The sequence below is a fragment of the Enterococcus sp. AZ109 genome (genome assembly GCF_051714625.1).
Classification (GTDB): Bacteria; Bacillota; Bacilli; order Lactobacillales; family Enterococcaceae; genus Enterococcus_A.
This window is the reverse complement of the sequence record NZ_JBIOSF010000001.1, coordinates 896,456-913,509: the sequence shown is the minus strand read 5'-3', so window position 1 is coordinate 913,509 and position 17,054 is coordinate 896,456. Positions and strand designations below refer to the sequence as shown.

The 17,054-nt window shown below is 39.0% G+C and carries 17 protein-coding genes and 1 riboswitch; of the genes, 12 read left to right on the top strand and 5 right to left on the bottom strand.

Translation table 11 applies throughout. The features are described from left to right. Positions 1-20: 20 nt before the first annotated feature. The 7 genes from IGI42_RS04445 to IGI42_RS04415 all read left to right on the top strand — a co-directional run bounded on the left by IGI42_RS04445 (position 21) and on the right by IGI42_RS04415 (position 6,306). The gene (locus IGI42_RS04445) at positions 21-350 is read left to right on the top strand and encodes a PTS lactose/cellobiose transporter subunit IIA (RefSeq protein ID WP_438714520.1); all 330 of its coding nucleotides are present in this window, start codon (positions 21-23) and stop codon (positions 348-350) included. A gap of 3 nt (positions 351-353) precedes the next feature. Further along, positions 354-2,036 carry a PTS lactose transporter subunit IIBC gene (locus tag IGI42_RS04440; protein ID WP_438714519.1) on the top strand — a complete coding sequence of 561 codons (1,683 nt, stop codon included), beginning with the start codon at positions 354-356 and terminating at the stop codon, positions 2,034-2,036. A gap of 144 nt (positions 2,037-2,180) precedes the next feature. Then, on the top strand, positions 2,181-4,154 hold the full coding sequence (locus IGI42_RS04435; RefSeq protein WP_438714517.1) for a glycosyl hydrolase 53 family protein: 1,974 nt from the start codon (positions 2,181-2,183) through the stop codon (positions 4,152-4,154). Between the two features lie 19 nt (positions 4,155-4,173). Beyond that, positions 4,174-4,536, top strand: a complete 363-nt coding sequence (locus IGI42_RS04430) for a hypothetical protein (protein ID WP_438714516.1) — start codon at positions 4,174-4,176, stop codon at positions 4,534-4,536. A gap of 1 nt (position 4,537) precedes the next feature. After that, complete coding sequence (locus IGI42_RS04425) at positions 4,538-5,080, top strand: signal peptidase I (protein WP_438714515.1); 543 nt, start codon at positions 4,538-4,540, stop codon at positions 5,078-5,080. Between the two features lie 4 nt (positions 5,081-5,084). After that, complete coding sequence (locus IGI42_RS04420; RefSeq protein WP_438714513.1) at positions 5,085-5,735, top strand: SipW-dependent-type signal peptide-containing protein; 651 nt, start codon at positions 5,085-5,087, stop codon at positions 5,733-5,735. A 130-nt stretch (positions 5,736-5,865) separates the two neighbouring features. Continuing rightward, entirely contained in the window at positions 5,866-6,306 is a 441-nt protein-coding gene (locus tag IGI42_RS04415) for a hypothetical protein (protein WP_438714512.1), read from the top strand. Positions 6,307-6,367: 61 nt separating this feature from the next. Here the strand turns inward: IGI42_RS04415 and IGI42_RS04410 are convergent, their stop codons facing one another. The 4 genes from IGI42_RS04410 to IGI42_RS04395 form a co-directional block, all read right to left on the bottom strand. Beyond that, positions 6,368-7,375, bottom strand: a complete 1,008-nt coding sequence (locus IGI42_RS04410) for a LacI family DNA-binding transcriptional regulator (RefSeq protein ID WP_438714511.1) — start codon at positions 7,373-7,375, stop codon at positions 6,368-6,370. A gap of 1,171 nt (positions 7,376-8,546) precedes the next feature. After that, complete coding sequence (locus tag IGI42_RS04405) at positions 8,547-9,104, bottom strand: BMC domain-containing protein (RefSeq protein ID WP_438714510.1); 558 nt, start codon at positions 9,102-9,104, stop codon at positions 8,547-8,549. Beyond that, on the bottom strand, positions 9,104-10,453 hold the full coding sequence (locus tag IGI42_RS04400) for a 4Fe-4S dicluster domain-containing protein (RefSeq protein ID WP_438714508.1): 1,350 nt from the start codon (positions 10,451-10,453) through the stop codon (positions 9,104-9,106). The genes IGI42_RS04405 and IGI42_RS04400 overlap by 1 nt, the downstream gene beginning before the upstream one ends. A gap of 18 nt (positions 10,454-10,471) precedes the next feature. Continuing rightward, the gene (locus IGI42_RS04395; RefSeq protein WP_438714507.1) at positions 10,472-11,725 is read right to left on the bottom strand and encodes a phosphotransferase; all 1,254 of its coding nucleotides are present in this window, start codon (positions 11,723-11,725) and stop codon (positions 10,472-10,474) included. Positions 11,726-11,932: 207 nt separating this feature from the next. Here IGI42_RS04395 and IGI42_RS04390 point away from each other — a divergent pair, with 207 nt between their 5' ends. Both IGI42_RS04390 and IGI42_RS04385 read left to right on the top strand, forming a co-directional pair. Next, positions 11,933-12,283: a BMC domain-containing protein gene (locus IGI42_RS04390; RefSeq protein WP_207675392.1), complete on the top strand. Its 351-nt coding sequence runs from the start codon at positions 11,933-11,935 to the stop codon at positions 12,281-12,283. Position 12,284: 1 nt separating this feature from the next. After that, the gene (locus IGI42_RS04385) at positions 12,285-12,728 is read left to right on the top strand and encodes a EutP/PduV family microcompartment system protein (RefSeq protein ID WP_438714505.1); all 444 of its coding nucleotides are present in this window, start codon (positions 12,285-12,287) and stop codon (positions 12,726-12,728) included. A gap of 55 nt (positions 12,729-12,783) precedes the next feature. After that, a riboswitch (cobalamin riboswitch) is annotated at positions 12,784-12,914 on the top strand. A 95-nt stretch (positions 12,915-13,009) separates the two neighbouring features. On the opposite strand, the gene IGI42_RS04380 is transcribed toward IGI42_RS04385, so the two are convergent. Further along, positions 13,010-13,909: a PocR ligand-binding domain-containing protein gene (locus tag IGI42_RS04380; RefSeq protein WP_438714504.1), complete on the bottom strand. Its 900-nt coding sequence runs from the start codon at positions 13,907-13,909 to the stop codon at positions 13,010-13,012. A gap of 328 nt (positions 13,910-14,237) precedes the next feature. Here IGI42_RS04380 and IGI42_RS04375 point away from each other — a divergent pair, with 328 nt between their 5' ends. From IGI42_RS04375 to IGI42_RS04365, 3 genes are read left to right on the top strand one after another with little or no spacing between them, the layout of a single operon-like run. Beyond that, a complete protein-coding gene (locus IGI42_RS04375) occupies positions 14,238-14,519 on the top strand; it encodes a BMC domain-containing protein (RefSeq protein WP_207675395.1) in 282 nt (93 codons plus the stop codon). Positions 14,520-14,537: 18 nt separating this feature from the next. Beyond that, entirely contained in the window at positions 14,538-15,365 is an 828-nt protein-coding gene (gene pduB, locus IGI42_RS04370; RefSeq protein ID WP_438714503.1) for a propanediol utilization microcompartment protein PduB, read from the top strand. Between the two features lie 26 nt (positions 15,366-15,391). Further along, a complete protein-coding gene (locus IGI42_RS04365) occupies positions 15,392-17,053 on the top strand; it encodes a propanediol/glycerol family dehydratase large subunit (protein WP_438714502.1) in 1,662 nt (553 codons plus the stop codon). The last annotated feature ends 1 nt before the right edge of the window (position 17,054 follow it).

Genomic DNA, 17,054 nt, shown 5'->3' with positions numbered 1-17,054 from the left:
TGTACGAAGGGAGAACTGAAATGAATAAAAAAGAATTATCGATGCTTGGCTTTGAGATCGTAGCCTACTCTGGAGATGCGAGAAGTACTTTATTGAAATTGATCCGTGAGGCAAAAGCTGGGAATTTTGCGAATATCGAGTCATCTCTACAAGAGGCAGATGAGAATTTGAAGCTGGCTCACAATGCGCAAACTCAGGTTTTAGCACAGGAAGCAGGAGGGGATGAGTTAGAAATTGGCTTTATCTTCATTCACGGACAGGATCATCTGATGACAACTGTTTTATTGCGGGACATCGCAGAAGATTTCGTAGAGTTGTATCAAGAAAAATACAATAGAAAAGAGGAATGAAAAATGAACGTAGTGATTAGGCAAATCGAAAAAGGCAAACCTTTCTTTGAAAAAATTTCTAGGAACATTTATTTAGGAGCAATTCGTGATGGATTTTTAACCGCAATGCCTGCTATTTTATTTTCAAGTATTTTTATCATGGTCGCCGCTGTTCCTGAAGTTTTTAACTTCGCTTTGCCTGAAGCATTTTCCAGCTGGCTCTGGAAAGTTTATGGTTATTCAATGGGCTTTGTGGGACTTTTAGTTGCCGGAACGACAGCACGTTGTTTAGCGAACTCTATGAATCGTCAAATGAGCGATTCCGGCAAGCAAATCAATGAGATTTCGGTGATGCTTGCTTCTATCTGTGGCTTCCTGATGCTAGGTGCCAATCAAATTGAAGGTGGGATTTCTACTGATTATTTAGGCACAAAAGGATTGATTGCAGCGTTTATTGCCGCTTTTATAACTGTAAATGTGTATAAATTCTGTGTGAAACGAGACCTTACAATTAGAATGCCAAAAGAAGTACCTGGAACGATTACACAAATGTTTCGTGATATTATTCCGTTTTCTTTAGCCGTATTTGCTTCCGTCCTTATTGATACTGTAATTCGTCAATTAGTAGGCACATCCTTTGCCGAAGCAATAATTGAGTTGTTACAACCACTATTTGGTGCTGCGGATGGCTATCTAGGAATTGCCATCATCTGGGGTGCAATGGCACTATTCTGGTTTGTTGGTGTTCATGGTCCTTCCATCGTGGAACCAGCCATTGCAGCGATCATTTATGCTAACGTTGAAACTAACTTTGAACTATTCAGAAATGGCGAACAAGCATCTAAAGTCTTAACTGTTGGTTTAGGAAACTTTGTCGGCACGATGGGCGGCACTGGCGCTACTTTAGTTGTACCCTTTCTATTCATGCTATTTGCTAGATCAAAACAGTTAAAGGCGGTCGGAAAGGCTTCGTTTATCCCTGTGTCCTTTGCCGTTAATGAGCCATTGCTATTTGCGGCACCGATTATTTTAAATCCATACTTTTTCATTCCATTCTTATTGGCACCGATTGTGAATGTTTGGATATTCAAGTTTTTCGTGGATGTTTTGAATATGAACAGCTTCATCTCCGTTCTGCCATGGGCAACACCAGCACCAATTGGTTTGGTTATGGGGACTGGTTTCAGTATATTGGCGATTGTGCTAATGCTAGTACTGATTGTTGTTGACTCAGTCATCTATTTACCATTTATCAAAGCGTATGATTCTGAATTGGTGGAACAAGAAGCAAAAAATGTTGTTGTCGAAGAAGCGAAAGAAAAGATTGTTGACAATATAAATAAAATCGGTGCGACAGCATCCTTTATCATTAAAGAATCGAAAGCGAAAATCGGTGGTGGCAAGAAAGTACTAGTGCTATGTGCGGGAGCTGGAACCAGTGCGATGTTAGCGAACGCTTTAGAAGAAGGCGCTGAGGAAACGGGTATCGATATCACTGCACAAGCAGGTGCTTATGGTTCACACTACGATATCATGAAAAACTTTGATTTGATTATCTTAGCTCCGCAAGTCACCTCTTATCTGGAGGATATTCAAAAGGATGCTGACAAACTAGGTGTGAAGGTCGTTGCGACAAAAGGCGCAGAGTACATCAACCTCACCAAAGACCCCAAAGGTGCGATTAATTTTGTAATGGGACAAATTTAAGGGGAAAGTGAATCTATCAAACACCAGTAATTCTTATTGCTGGTATCCAGGATTCGATTCTTTTTCAGTTGAAGTGAAAGGGGTTGCATCATAGCTAATGTTACTTGCTGCTTACATTAAAAGATAATAAAGGAGAATGAGAATTTGAAGAAAGCAAAATGGTTGTTGTTAGTCAGTGCGTTATCTGGTATTGGTCTATCTGCCACTCCGGCAATAGCTAACGCAGATTCAGAAATCAATGATTTTTACATCGAAAAGGTCGAAAACATGCCTGACGATTTTATCAAAGGCGCAGATATTTCCACAATTATTGCTCAGGAGCAAAGTGGTGTTCGTTATTATAATGAAGCAGGTAACGAACAAGACATTTTCACAATTCTAAGTGATAACGGTGTGAATTGCGTTCGACTGCGGGTTTGGAATGATCCCTATAATGAGGACGGACAGGGATATGGAGCAGGAAATTGTGATGTACCAAAAGCAATTGAGATGGGGCAACGAGCAACGGCAGCAGGCATGAAGGTCTTGATCGATTTCCATTACTCTGATTTTTGGGCGGATCCAGGTCGTCAAATCCCACCAAAAGCTTGGTCAAACTACACACTTGAGCAAAAAGCAGATGCTCTTTATGAGTTCACTAAAACGAGCTTGCAGGAAATGATTGATGCCGGTGTAGATGTTGAAATGGTTCAAGTGGGAAATGAAACAACTGGAAGTGGTATTGCTGGTGAAGCCGGTGATGGTCGCTATGAATTGTTTAGAGCAGGTTCGAAGGCTGTTAGAGAAGTTGATCCGACGATTCAAATCGCAATGCATTTCACAAATCCCGATCGGACCAGTACTATCCTCAACTATGCAAAGGCATTGGAAACAAACCAAATTGATTATGATGTGTTTGCGACAAGCTACTATGCTTTCTGGCATGGTTCTTTGGATAATCTAACCTACGTTTTAAATACAGTCGCGGAAACCTATGGTAAGAAAACAATGGTCGCTGAAACAAGTTATGCTTATACGCTGGAAGACGGCGATGGTCAAAAGAATGTAGTCAATTCTACCACACAAACAAATATTGGTGGCTATCCTGCTACAGTTCAAGGACAGGCCAATTCCCTTAGGGATGTCATGGATGCAACTGTAAAAGCAGGTGAAGATGCGATTGGTGTCTTTTATTGGGAGCCTGCTTGGACACCTGTAGGAGCTGCTGACAGAGAAGCCAACATACCGATTTGGGAAGAACACGGTTCTGGCTGGGCTTCTACTGCGGCAATCGGCTATGACACGGCTGTTGATGAGACTAATTATGGTGGCTCAGAATGGGATAACCAGGCGCTCTTCGATTTCAGTGGTAAAGCTTTAAACTCATTGAAAGTGTTCAAGTATAGTGCTGAAGGTTACGGTGAGATACCGGTTGCCAGAGAATCTTTATTAAAAAACAGTAGCTTTAAAGAAGCAGATTTGAGTCCCTATGAGATTTCTGAAAGCTATGTTAGTCGCAAAGCAGATACACCAAAATCAGGTAATCAAGCATTACATTTTTATAACAGTCGAGCCGTTGATTTTACTGCCCAACAGAGCCTAGAGATTGAAGCTGGAAAATATCAGTTTGAGCTAGATATTCAAGGGGGAGACACAGGTGCTTCAGAAGAAATCTACACTTATGCAAAGGTTGGCGGCAATGTGATTGCTAGAAGTGAGGATGTACATCTGGCAGGTCATACGATCTGGCAAAAACCGATATTAACTTTTGAAGTCACAGAAAAAACGCTAGTGACGTTGGGACTTTCGGTTAAAGGTGATGCCAGTGCCTGGGGAACCAGTGATGATTGGATGCTTGAACGGATCGGCGATGCAGAAGAAAATATTGAAGCCGAAGCTATTACATTAAATGTTACTGGACTGAAACAGCTCAAAAAAGGCAAGACATTTGCGTTGATTCCTGAGATAGCTCCCGCAAATGCAACAGATAAAAAAATGGAGTGGATTGTAGAAAATCCTAAAATTGTATCGATTGATGAAAACAATGTGTTAATGGCACAAAAAACTGGAACTACTCAAGTTACCGTTAAAACCAGTAATGATAAAGAAGCATCCTTTACGATTCGTGTTACCAAATAAGCTGAAGGAGGGATTCCAAGTGAGAAAGATGAAAAAAGGATTATTCATGTTAACTATGCTGTTTTTGTTGCTTTTAGAGATGCCAGCTTTTGCCGATGGCTACCTTACTTGTAACATTTCTATCTCACTTGGTCAGATACTCCTTACTAGTTATTCACCCCTCTTGTCTGATTCACTAACAGATGACGATTTTACAGAGAAAATCGGTGATGTTTTGGAAGCCGCAAAAGTACCGAAGCCAGAAAAGGTAGGGGGAGCAGAGAAAATAATCAGGGTTGATGAAGATGATTTAGGTGAGACTGTGACTGAGCAACCTAAAGATGAAGAATTTGCCCCAGAAGCAACTATCAATACCGGTTCTTCGCAAAGCGAGGAGGGGTAAGGTGAAACAGAAACAGAAGTACGTCAATAAGGTGTTGAATTTTCTCTTAAATCTCGTACTATTGACTCTCATTTTGCTGTTTATCTGGTTACATTTAGTTGGCAATGGTGATCAAAACAGTATCCAGCTAAGGACAGTTCTGACTGGAAGTATGTCTGATTCCTTTCCGCAAGGGAGTTTGATCGTTACCAGAAAAATATTAGCCTCTGAAGTAGAAAAAGGCGATATTATCACCTTCGGAGTAGCTGGTGATATCGTTACTCACCGAGTTTTGGAAATCGAAAAAAACGGTGATAACTATCAATTTGTAACAAAAGGGGACAACAATACTACCGTAGATGCTGCGAAAGTAGTGGGCAGTCAATTAAAAGGGCGCATTGTTTTTAGCTTCCCGTTTATCGGGGAATTCTTGCTAATCATTCAAAGTAATGCAGGTAAAGTTTCGCTGTTATTGACGGTTATTAATCTGTTGCTTTTAGAATATTTTATTAGTTTACTATGCGAAGTAGAAGTGGGCGAAGAAGACATATTAGAAGGAGTATAAACGAATGAAAAAGAATAGAAGGAAGTTGATTATCGTTGGTTTAGCGTTGATTTTTGTGACAGTGGGAACTACCTATGCATGGTGGACGGCTTCGCAACAGGTATCTCAAGAAATACGTATGGGAAATCTCAATATTAGCGCAACGATTAGAGAATTAAATGATCCGATAAACTATGAGCCTGGCTTGACTGCGGAACAGACGGGCGTAATCAAAAATACAGGTTCTATTGATGCAATCATCAAAATTGACAATGATGCAATGGTCAAATTCAGTGGTGCTGCTGATTATGAAGCCGTGGATCCAGAAGTTGTAAAGTTGAGTATTAAGCCTAATGGTGGTAAAGGCTATTGGTTCAGCGATTCGAGTAACAATACCTATGTTTTACTAGCACCAAACCAGCAAGCCAAAATTTTAGTAGAAACGGAGTTTTTCGGTGACAAGATGGGCAACGAATACATGAATGCAGATTTTAAAATAAACGGAGACTTAAAAGCCACTCAAGTTCTAGACGGAGCGATGCTGACAGAATTTGGTATTAATGGGTCACAATTGACAGATTACTTAGCATCTACAAGCTTTAGCACAGCAACAAACTCAGGAGAAACGTCTGAAGCCATGCAGTATCTACAAAGTTTGTTGAAGCGCGGTGCGTAGAAAATAGTTCTTTGTGGGGGCGCTCTTACCCTTACTTTTTTTGTTGCTAAGAAGCCCAGTTGTTTGGAGCGCACAAGAGAGCACGGAGGAAAATAATCCGATAGTTGTGGAATTCGTCCTAGCTGATGTTGTGAATAACGAATCAGGGATAAAAGTTCTCTGCAGCACTATTGATCTATCTTTTTTAGATGTGAAGGCAGAAGACTCTATTCATGTCAGTGTGGATTTTGGGATGCTTGATGAAGTGATTGAAGGAAGTTATCCTTTTGAAGGAGATGCAGGGGATCTTCACTGTTCGAGCGATGAATTAAAGCAAGGATTGCTTGTTTCTATAAGTGAGTATCAAACGATCAAACCAGAACTGTCTCTTTCTGGTGCTAAAACCGACAATCAGTGGATGAATCAAACAGACACTATACGCTACTACTTCCGTTATTCAGGAAAAAAGGATTCAGATGGTGTCCAAGATAAGCTACCGAAAACTCGAGATATCCAACTATATCTTGTACAAATAGCAGGTTTTCTTTGTACAATCGTATTTATTTTTCTTTACAATTGCAAGAGAAGATGATGATATGTAAACGAATAGTCACTAAACGTCCTCAATAATGAGTCGTTTAGTGACTATTCGTTTACTCTTCAGATTCTGGAATAAAACTCTTACGTACGGTCAGTTCAGCATCAATTAGTACTTTTTTTGTTACTTTTCTTGGATAGACTAGCTGATCTGATAGCTGATCAATGGTCGTTTTTACCATTTCTTTGACATCAATATGGAAAGTTGTTAGAGGTGGAGAGACATATCTAGCAATTTCATCATCATTGATGCTGATGATAGCCATCTCTTCAGGCAGCTTGATGCCATCTTCGTGAAAAGCTTGAAGTGCTCCTACTGCAATTGTATCTGACGCAACGAAACACGCATCAGGTAAATTCGGGTATAGGTTTTTGGATATACGTTTTCCTAATTTGAAGCCTTGATCAACCGTAAAAGCTCCTTCCGAAAAAACATATTCCTCATGAAAAAGCCCTTTTTGAAGTAAATACTCCCGAAAAGCATATTCACGACTATCCATCTCATTGAGACCAGTATCAGGATTTTGAAATTCTCCCCCAATAAAACCAATTTTTGTTAGCCCATGTTTAATGAAATAATCAATCGCTTCTCTAGTCATTGACTGAATATCTGAGTCTACAGTATCAAACAGCTTAGGTAAAGGGTTGATCCCACGAACAACACCTTTATATCCCTTTTTGTAGAGCGTGATAAGTTCTTTCTTAGTGATTGGTCCAATCGCAATGAATCCTGAAACGTCTTTCGGAATACTTTTGATGCCACTGCTTTTTGAGATAAACTGTAACTCCATGTTGGCTACTTTGCTATATTCTTCTAACTCTTCTTTGAGGTATTTGAAATAAATATCTTTCATGATTTCACTTTCAGATAGCCAAAATAAAACAGCAATTTTATAAAGAGTAGTTTTTATCTTGGATCGATCATAGCCCAGCGACAACGCAGTACTAATAATCTTGTTTTTCGCTTTTGCTGTAATTGCTAAGGTATTGTCCCCTTTGAATAGCCGAGAAATTGTTGCTTGAGAATAACCCGACTCTTTTGAAATATCTTTTATCGTAACCATAGAATACCTCCTTGCTATTACTATACATCAAATCTGACTTATGTGACAATAAATTTACCGAATTTAGTTAATTAATTAATTGGGAAGCATTAGCTTTACGAAGCAATAGATAGTGAATGGTAGAACAAGATATGTTCACAAAAAAATTCCCTTTTAGCTTTTTCGTGAACTTCTTTTATAAGAAGTTAAGGACCAGAATGTATCTTAGAAGTAAGACGTGAATTGGATATTAAATTTTTTTAGGTATAGAAATGTCTGCTAACGTCAATCGAATAACTTCTATTAGTAGCTAATTAAGTAAATTGACTCATTTCATAGTTAGTCAGAGAGCTCTAGTAAGACTTTTGTTCATTGAAAAATGAATAGCTTTGTCAGGTACGTTTATTTCTAAATGGAGCTGTAAGGGATTAATGTTAAGATATTAAATATGTAATGGAGCGATAAATTAGTTATATCTAATTGTAAAAGCAACTATGAACGCCAAGATGTTTAGAAGGATAATATGATACTTCCGTGAGGCTCGGCACAAATAGCGGATAGGTGGAACTCCTAAGTACCTTTAGTTGCAAAGATAGAATAGTAACATGGAGGAATTTGTATGAACTTTTTAGTTGGAGCACTACTTTTCTTGCTTTGTTCTTTTTTGGAGTTGCTATCATGGCAATAATCAATGGTATGAACTGCAACATATGATTGGAGATTTTGAGTTTGTGACACAACTTAATTGAACTTTCAACCACCACCATATTCATTTGTAAATTGGTTCAAGGATTTATGCTAAAAAAGCTGGATCATGCAAGTATTCAAATTACTTTAAGAACATATAGACATTTGTATGCAAAATCTGATAAGCAAGTTGGAGACTTGATAGATAGCTTGGCTCAAGGGTAAAGTTATTTAAGCATTTTTTTGTTAGATACACTTGCTAGGAGTTTTCCAAATTTCTACTAATTTTTTGAAAAGTTGATATACCAGTGTTTTGGTCATGGGATTTCCTAAATAAGATGTATCGCAAGTAACCCAAAAAGGCAACTGTTTTATCGTCATATTCGATAAAACAGTTGCTTTCTATCATATTAAAAAGACTGTCAAACCATGTAATGGTGTCCAGATCCACAAACTAGGTTAGTCTTATCGCTCCAAAGTTGAACGAGTTTGCGAAGTCTTTCTTTTATTGAATTAGGCTTTCCACAAGTTCTTTACGTGGATTTGGTAAGACGATCTTGTTGATCATCATGGCCTTTTCTTTGGCACCCTTTGCACCAGCTTCAACGGCGGCTTCAACGGCACCAACATCACCAGTTAAAACCACAAAGGATTTTCCGGCAATTCCCGTGCCCAATTGAATGGCAATCAAGGAAACATCAGCGGCCTTAACGGCATAATCCGCCGCAATAATCGAACCAACAGCCGAATAATATTCCAACACGCCGATCGCTTTGGTTGTTTCTGGAATTTCCGACATATTAATCGCTTTGATTACAGATGGATGCACCCGGGGAATTAATAATTCACCCACCACATATCGTCCGCCAATTTGCACCCCGATATCAATCGAACGTTCTACCGATCCAACCTGTCCGCAGATCATAATGTAGTATTTTCCTGGACAGCTGGCCTTGGCCATTAGAAGAGTGGAATCGGCTGCCTTCAACATAAAGTCCACTGCCTCAATGCCTTTTGCGATACTTGTTAACTCTAAAAAACCAATAGTATCCATTTCTTTCATCAGCCTATCCTTCTTTCAATTGTAATCATTTCTGGTGTAACTTCACTAACTACCCCGGCAATACTGGCATGAATATTCGCTCCCAAAGCATTTTCCGGCATTTTTCCAATCAGCGTACCAACTTCTACTGTGTCGCCTTCGCTGACGGTTGCTTGTGTAGGTGCGCCAATGTGCATCTTCAATGGTATTGTTACTTTGTTTGGTTCAAACTGCACACATTCTTCTACTTTCAGATTGACATATTGATTCAATCCGTCTTTCAGCAGAATATTTTTAGGTGGTACTTTTTGATAATCCCTCATCAAAGAAGGTGTCAAAGGCTGATCTTTTTTCTCGTAGCGAATGCCTTTTTCAGATAAACGTGCCTTCACATAATTGTTGACTTGTCTCGGCATTAAACCCATTGGACAGGCGATTACTTCGCAAATTCCACAGGAGCAGCAAAGTAACGCTTCTTGCCAAATTGGATCATCGTTAATATCTTCTGGTACATCGGTGATGGCTAAATGACGCATCACGCGATGAGGATGAATCGGATGACCGATTTGATAGCGGGGGCATAGCTCGGTACACAAGCGACATTGAATGCAAGATGATCGTGCCTTGGTGATTACCTGCTGCATATCCTTTTCGAAAAGTTCGTAAAGAAAGTCTCTTTTTTCAGTAATGATAATTCCTGATGTAGTTTTAGTTACGACTTGCTTAAAGAAATCATCTTTTGTCCCAACTCTACCCATCATTGGCCCGCCATTGATAAACATGAAATCATCGATAGTCGAACCGCCAGCTAAGTTTAAACATTCTTCAAAGGAAGTGCCAATCGGAACTTCAAGAATTTTAGGTTTCTTCACCGCTCCGGTAATCGTCAGTAATTTATGGGTCACCTTAGTACCTTGTTGCGCTTTGTATACATTTAGCATGGTAGATATATTGGCAATCACACAACCAACTTCGATTGGAATACCGCCTGGCGGAACCGTTCGACCGGTAACCTCATAGACCATTGTTTGTTCGTCGCCAGCAGGATAAAAATTCTCCATTTTAAAAATGGAAACAGGTACTTGAAGAGTATCGATGGCCTGCTCTAAAGCTGCGATCTCTTTCAAATAATATTCTTTGGTAGCAATGATGATATGCTCTGCTTCCAGCATTTTTCCCACTGAAGCGATGGCTTCAACACACTCCTTGGCAAAATGGTTCATTACATAATGATCCGTTTTTAACAGTGGTTCACATTCAGCAGCATTAATGATAAAATATTCAGCTTTTGTGCGATATTTTGTGGCAGCGGGGAAACCAGCTCCGCCGCAGCCAACGATTCCCGCATCAATAATTTGATCTAGTAACATTTGAACTCTCCCCATTTTCTATGAATTTACCATGACATACGAAAAACTTTCATCAGTTAAGTCGGAAAGAAAACTATTTCGGACATTAACAATTAAAGTTAGAAAATCCTCAACGGTACAAATTTGTGCTCTCTGGATGAATATATTTTCGGACAGCTTCAGTGACAAAGCTTTAGCAACAAAGCGCATTTTTTTTGAAGTAATGTTGTCAAAATCTGGGAAGGGACCGCTATTAGCTGTTCGTGTGATATTTGCCATTGCCATATACCCAAGAGATTCTTGCAGAATTGATAAAAACAAATCAGTTTGAAGCGTTTCTTTAGTTGTTTGATAAGTATACAGCTCAGTAAATGTATCAAAATAAGAAGAATAGACATCCGCAAACATCTTTAATAAATATTCTGTCATGGATAAGCGTTCAGCTTTAGAAAAATCCGGATTCACACTGAAGCAAGCAAATTGGGAAAGTAGGTTGGCTAAAAAGTAGCCTAAATCATAAGAAAACGGACCGATCATCGTATATTCCATATCGATTGCTTTCATTTGTTGTGAAGAGATAAAGATATTTGAGCTATGAAAATCACCGTGAATCAAACATTGGCGTTTTTTTACAAAATTATCAATTAAGTATAGCCAATCATCCCAGATCAAATCTTTTTCAGTGAGTTCTTTTAATATCCTATATAAAGCGATTTCATAATCATCTAAATCGTTTCTTGTTTCTTCATGGGGCTGAAGGATAAAATCAACAATTACTTTTCGCATCTCTTCATTCTCAAAATAGAGGGCTAAAGAAGCCATTTTTTGTTGGTTTAAGTGAAATGAAGAAGTGAGAAAGTGAGATCTTGCTAAAAAGATCCCGATCTTTTCACCTAAGATCCAAGCTTTTTTTCCGTGGCATAAAAAGAAACGAAGAACTTCCATATTAGAAATATCTTCCATAATAAACAGATGATTCTCTTGATCAACGAAATAGATGTCTGGTACGCTATCCTTAGTAAAACCTGCTCGCAACGTATAGGTCATAAATTCTAAATAATTTCTGCCCGGATCTAAACGACCAAGATCAATCCCGCTGGGAATAAATTCTTTTGCGTGTTTAACAATGTAGGATTTCTTTCCTTGACGAATGCGATAAATGTAATTAACATACCCTTCAACATAATGATCTTCATCATTAGTAAGATGTGTGATTTCCAACGGTTCGCGCGAGTCAAATAATTCGGTTTTTTCCAATAGATAGCTTTTTAGCGTTTCAGTTGAAATTCCCATAGTCTTTTCTCCTTTGAATTCCCTTACTAATAGTTTAACTAGCCGAAAGTGGAAAAGCTATAACACGATTATGTCGTTGCCGCAAAAAAGTGGCAAGATTTTGTCATATATTGATAGCGTTTACTAACTAACTTAAAAATGAGCAATATTCTTATATTGCGATATGATAAACTACTTTTGTAAGTACTGTAGTAGGGAGTGAAGGAAGTGTCAAAACGAAAGAATATTGAACGGACTATTCAAGAATATGTACCGGGCAAACAGGTAACACTGGCTCACTTAATTCCTAATGCTGATAAAGAGGTTTTTGAAAAACTAGGTTTACTAGAGGAACGAAATGCTATTGGGATTTTGACGATAACGCCTAGTGAAGCATCTATTATCGGTGCTGATATTGCGAAAAAATCTGGAAGTGTATCAATTGGTTTTATGGATCGCTTCAGTGGTGCTGTTGTGATCACTGGTGAAGTTTCTTCGGTTGAGTTTGCATTGAAACAAGTTACTCAGACCTTAGCAAATGTATTAGACTTCGATATTCCTGAAATCACTAGGTCGTAACATGAAGAAGATAATTTTTGTTGGTGAAACAGGCTCTGGGAAAACGACTTTATCACAATGGTTGCAGCAAAAGGAGCGAGTCTATCACAAAACCCAACAGGTCTACTATTTTGATGATTCAATTGATACACCTGGTGAGTTTATGGAAAATCGTTTCTATTATAATGCCTTAGTCAGTGCATCAGTGGATGCTCAAATAGTAGCCTTTGTGCAAAATATTCAAGGGACACAGAACTATTTCCCGCCATTTTTTTCGGCGCGCTTTACAAAGCCAACGATTGGCATTATCACTAAAATTGATTTGATCAAGGATGATCAGGCATTGGTGATTGCTCGAAAAAGATTGGAGCTGGCTGGTGCCAAGAAGATATTCGAGGTTTCATTGATTAACGGCGAGGGAATGGATGAATTAGAAAAATTCCTTTTTGACTATAAATTAGAATAATTCTTGATAAGTCTTACATTTGTTTTGCCAAGTAACAAAGCTTGTGTTATTATGAGCTTAATTAAATAGGAATAACGGTCAATGGATTCGTTCGATTAAGGAAGCTGGTGTGATCCCAGCGCTGTACCCGCAACTGTAAAGCAGATTTGTCTGCTGAGTCAGATACTTAATTACCGTTTGTTTCAAGCTTTTTCGGGACTAGGAAAGCTGTTTTAGCCTTAAGTTTAATAAACTTTGACGCCAAAAACAGACCTTTCTCTATGAAAAAGGTCTGTTTTTTCTTATATTAAGTGCTCTTTGCGATACGTTGCGGGAGTAGTGTTAGTAAATTGTTTAAATGTTTTGCAAAAGTAGCTAGCTTGCGAAAAGCCAACGTTGTGTGAAATGGTTTCAATGCTTAAGTCTGACTGCTGTAAAAGTATCTTTGCTCGTTCAATTCGTTGTTGATTTAAATAGGTAATAAAATTAATTCCTGTTTCTTTTTTGAACAGTTTACTGAAGTAATACTGGCTAAGATATACATGATTTGCAACTTCTTCTAGTGTGATTGTTTTGCTAATGTTCTTTTGAATGTATTGGGTAGCCTTCTGTATTTCATCTTTTCCGGTAGGCTGTGTCTCTTTCGGTTTTTCTTGTTTGAAGTTAAAAGTAATTCGATCTCTAGGGTGTGTTTCTTGCGAATGGTGTGAACAAATCTTTTCCAGTAGACGAGCAGCACTTTTAATTTTTTCAGGCGATAGAGTTAAGACCGACTTGCGGGCAGTTCTTAAGTCTTTGTAGGCTTTCCAATTTGAATCAATTTCTTGAATTTTAGGCAACTCGTTCGCATATTTTGGATCCAGCTCTAACTGTCCCATTAATAAAAAGCCATGAAGTTGATCGTTGAAAACGATTGGCAGCGAAACATCGGTAAGGCCAGCGTGACAACGATAAATACACGGTCGTCCTGTCTTGGAAGCTTCTAAGCCTCCATACATATCACATTTTTGGCAGAGTTTATGATATTCTGGATAATTTCTCATGGCTTGACAAAATGGCGAGAAATTATAAAGAGATGAGGATTCTTTTCCTCTAATATCAACAATTACTGCGCCAAGGTCAGTTGCACAAGCGAAATCTTCCATAATATTTTGTAGGACAATAATTTCTTTTTTAGGAAGAGGGGTAGATAATGTTTCCATAATTTTTCTCTCCTTTATAGTGCATATTGTGTTGAGGTCTCATAGCCTTGTTAATAATTTTAGCAGAGTTAACCTTGTTTTAATACATCAAAATAAGCGCTTACATTCTTTTGCTATATTTTAGCAAGAATTTCACATTTCATATTTTATAATTCGTTGCTTTTTACGCTGATGTAAAAGGCTTTTGGGCGTGTTTCTATTTTTTAAATAGCAATTATTTACAATTATCTCACATTTTAATGAAAAAGGATAGAACAATAATGTTCTATCCTTTTTTTGTATGATTAGACTGTAAGAGTTTTATAAATAATTTTTAGGAGGAAATGAGATGCAACAAGAAGCTTTAGGAATGATTGAGACACGTGGTCTCATCGGTGCAATTGAAGCAGCCGATGCCATGGTCAAAGCAGCAAATGTTGTCTTAATAGGTACCGAAAAAATTGGCTCTGGGTTAGTGACAGTTATGGTAAGAGGAGACGTTGGTGCTGTCAAAGCAGCAGTAGATGCTGGAGTTTCTGCTGCAAATAGCGTAGGAGAGGTTGTTTCCAATTACGTTATTCCAAGACCTCATAATGAAGTTGAATCACTTTTGCCAAAAGCACCTGAATAGTAAAGGAGGAGTCTAGTCATGGATGAAAACAATTTTGAAATGGAAGATTTAATCCAAAGGGTATTAGCTAAATTTGATGCCGCTGAGACTTCAAAAACTGTTCAATCTAAGGAAAAAGCTAACGGAGGGGAAGAAAAAATGATCCAAAAAACATGCAATTTGACGGAATTTGTAGGAGCAACCGAGTTTGGCGATACAATCGGTTTAGTAATCGCTAATGTAGATAACTCACTACTAGAAAAAATGGAGCTAGATAAAAAATACCGTTCTATTGGTATCGTGGGTGCACGTACAGGTGCTGGACCACAAATTTTAGCAGCAGATGAAGCCGTAAAAGCAACAAATACTGAAATTATTTCAATTGAATTACCTCGTGATACTAAAGGTGGTGCCGGACACGGGTCTATCGTAATTTTTGGTGGCGAAGATGTATCTGATGTGAAACGAGCAGTAGAAGTAACGTTGAAGGAAGTAGATACACGTACTTTTGGTGATGTTTATGGTAATGAAGCCGGCCACATCGAATTACAATATACTGCACGTGCAAGCTATGCATGTAATAAAGTTTGGGGAACTCCATTGGGCAGAGCTTTTGGTGTTATTGTGGGTGCTCCAGCAGCGATCGGTGTTGTTATGGCAGATACTGCTTTGAAAGCAGCGAATGTTGAAATCGTCGGCTATGCTACACCACAGCATGGTCAAAGCTTCTCAAATGAAGTGACTTTAACTATTACTGGAGACTCTGGTGCTGTACGTCAGGCAGTTATCTCAGCTCGCGAAATTGGTCATAAATTACTAGGAACACTAGGTAGTGAGCCAAAAAATGATCAACCATCATATATCTAACAACTAAAGAGGAGTGAAAATAGCATATGAAATCAAAACGTTTTGAAGCATTGGCAAAAAGACCTGTCAACCAAGACGGCTTTGTCGATGAATGGATTGAAGAAGGCTTAATCGCTATGCAAAGCCCTAATGACCCAACACCAAGCATTAAAATTGTTAATGGCGAAGTGGTTGAGTTAGATGGAAAAGTAAAAGCCGATTTTGATTTAATCGACTCATTTATTGCCAAATACGGTATTAAATTGGATAAAGCTGAAGAAGTAATGGCTATGGATTCTAAATTGTTAGCCAATAAAATTGTTGATCCTAATATTAGCCGGGCGGAAATCATTGATTTAACGACTTCTTCCACCCCAGCTAAATTGAATGAAGTTGTTGGACACATGAACGTGGTAGAAATGATGATGGCTGTGCAAAAAATGCGGGCTCGTCGTCGTCCATCTACCCAATCTCACGTTACCAACGTTCGGGATAATCCGGTTCAAATCGCAGCAGATGCGGCTGAAGGAGCACTTCGTGGATTTGATGAGCAAGAAACAACTGTTGCGGTAGCTCGTTATGCACCATTTAATGCCATCGCGATTATGGTTGGTTCACAAGTCGGCCGTCCAGGCGTGTTGACTCAATGTTCATTGGAAGAAGCAACTGAATTAGATTTGGGTATGCGCGGATTTACTGCATATGCTGAAACAATCTCTGTTTATGGTACAGAACAAGTATTTACCGATGGTGATGATACCCCTTGGTCAAAAGGCTTCCTAGCTTCTTGTTATGCCTCTCGAGGATTAAAAATGCGCTTTACTTCTGGTACCGGTTCAGAAGTACAAATGGGTTATGCAGAAGGCAAATCAATGCTTTACCTAGAAGCTCGTTGTATTTTCTTATCGAAAGCAGCTGGAGTTCAAGGATTGCAAAATGGTTCAATCAGCTGTATCGGAGTTCCTGGGGCAGTTCCTTCCGGTATCCGTGCAGTCTTGGCAGAAAATCTAATTGCCATGATGCTTGATTTGGAAGTAGCGTCTGGTAATGACCAAACCTTCTCTCATTCGCCTATTCGTCGTACTGCTCGCTTGTTGATGCAATTCCTTCCAGGAACTGACTTCATTGCTTCTGGTTATTCAGCGATGCCGAACTATGACGATATGTTTGCCGGATCAAACTTTGATTCAGATGATTATGATGATTACAACATTATGCAGCGTGACTTGAAAGTAAATGGCGGCTTGCATCCAGTTAATGAAGAAGAAGTAATCGAAGTAAGAAACAAAGCGGCACGGGCAATCCAAGCCTTGTTTGCTCAATTGGGTCTGCCAGAAATTACTGATGAAGAAGTTGAGGCGGCAACCTACGCTGACGGCTCTAAAGATATGCCAGCTCGCGACATGGTAGAAGATATCAAGAAAGCTGGAGAGCTGCTGGATCGAGGTGCAACTGGTTTAGATCTAGTGAAAGGGCTTTCTGATGGCGGGTATAGAGATGTTGCTGAAAGTGTCTTAGCATTGCTGAAACAACGGGTAGCAGGCGACTTCCTGCAAACGTCGGCAATCTTTGATGAAGACTGGAATGTAATCTCTGCAGTCAACGATAAAAATGATTATGCAGGACCAGGCAGCGGCTATCGTTTGGAAGGCGACGATTGGGAAAAAGTCAAAGCAATTCCAAACGCAATCAATCCAAAAGATGTTTAAG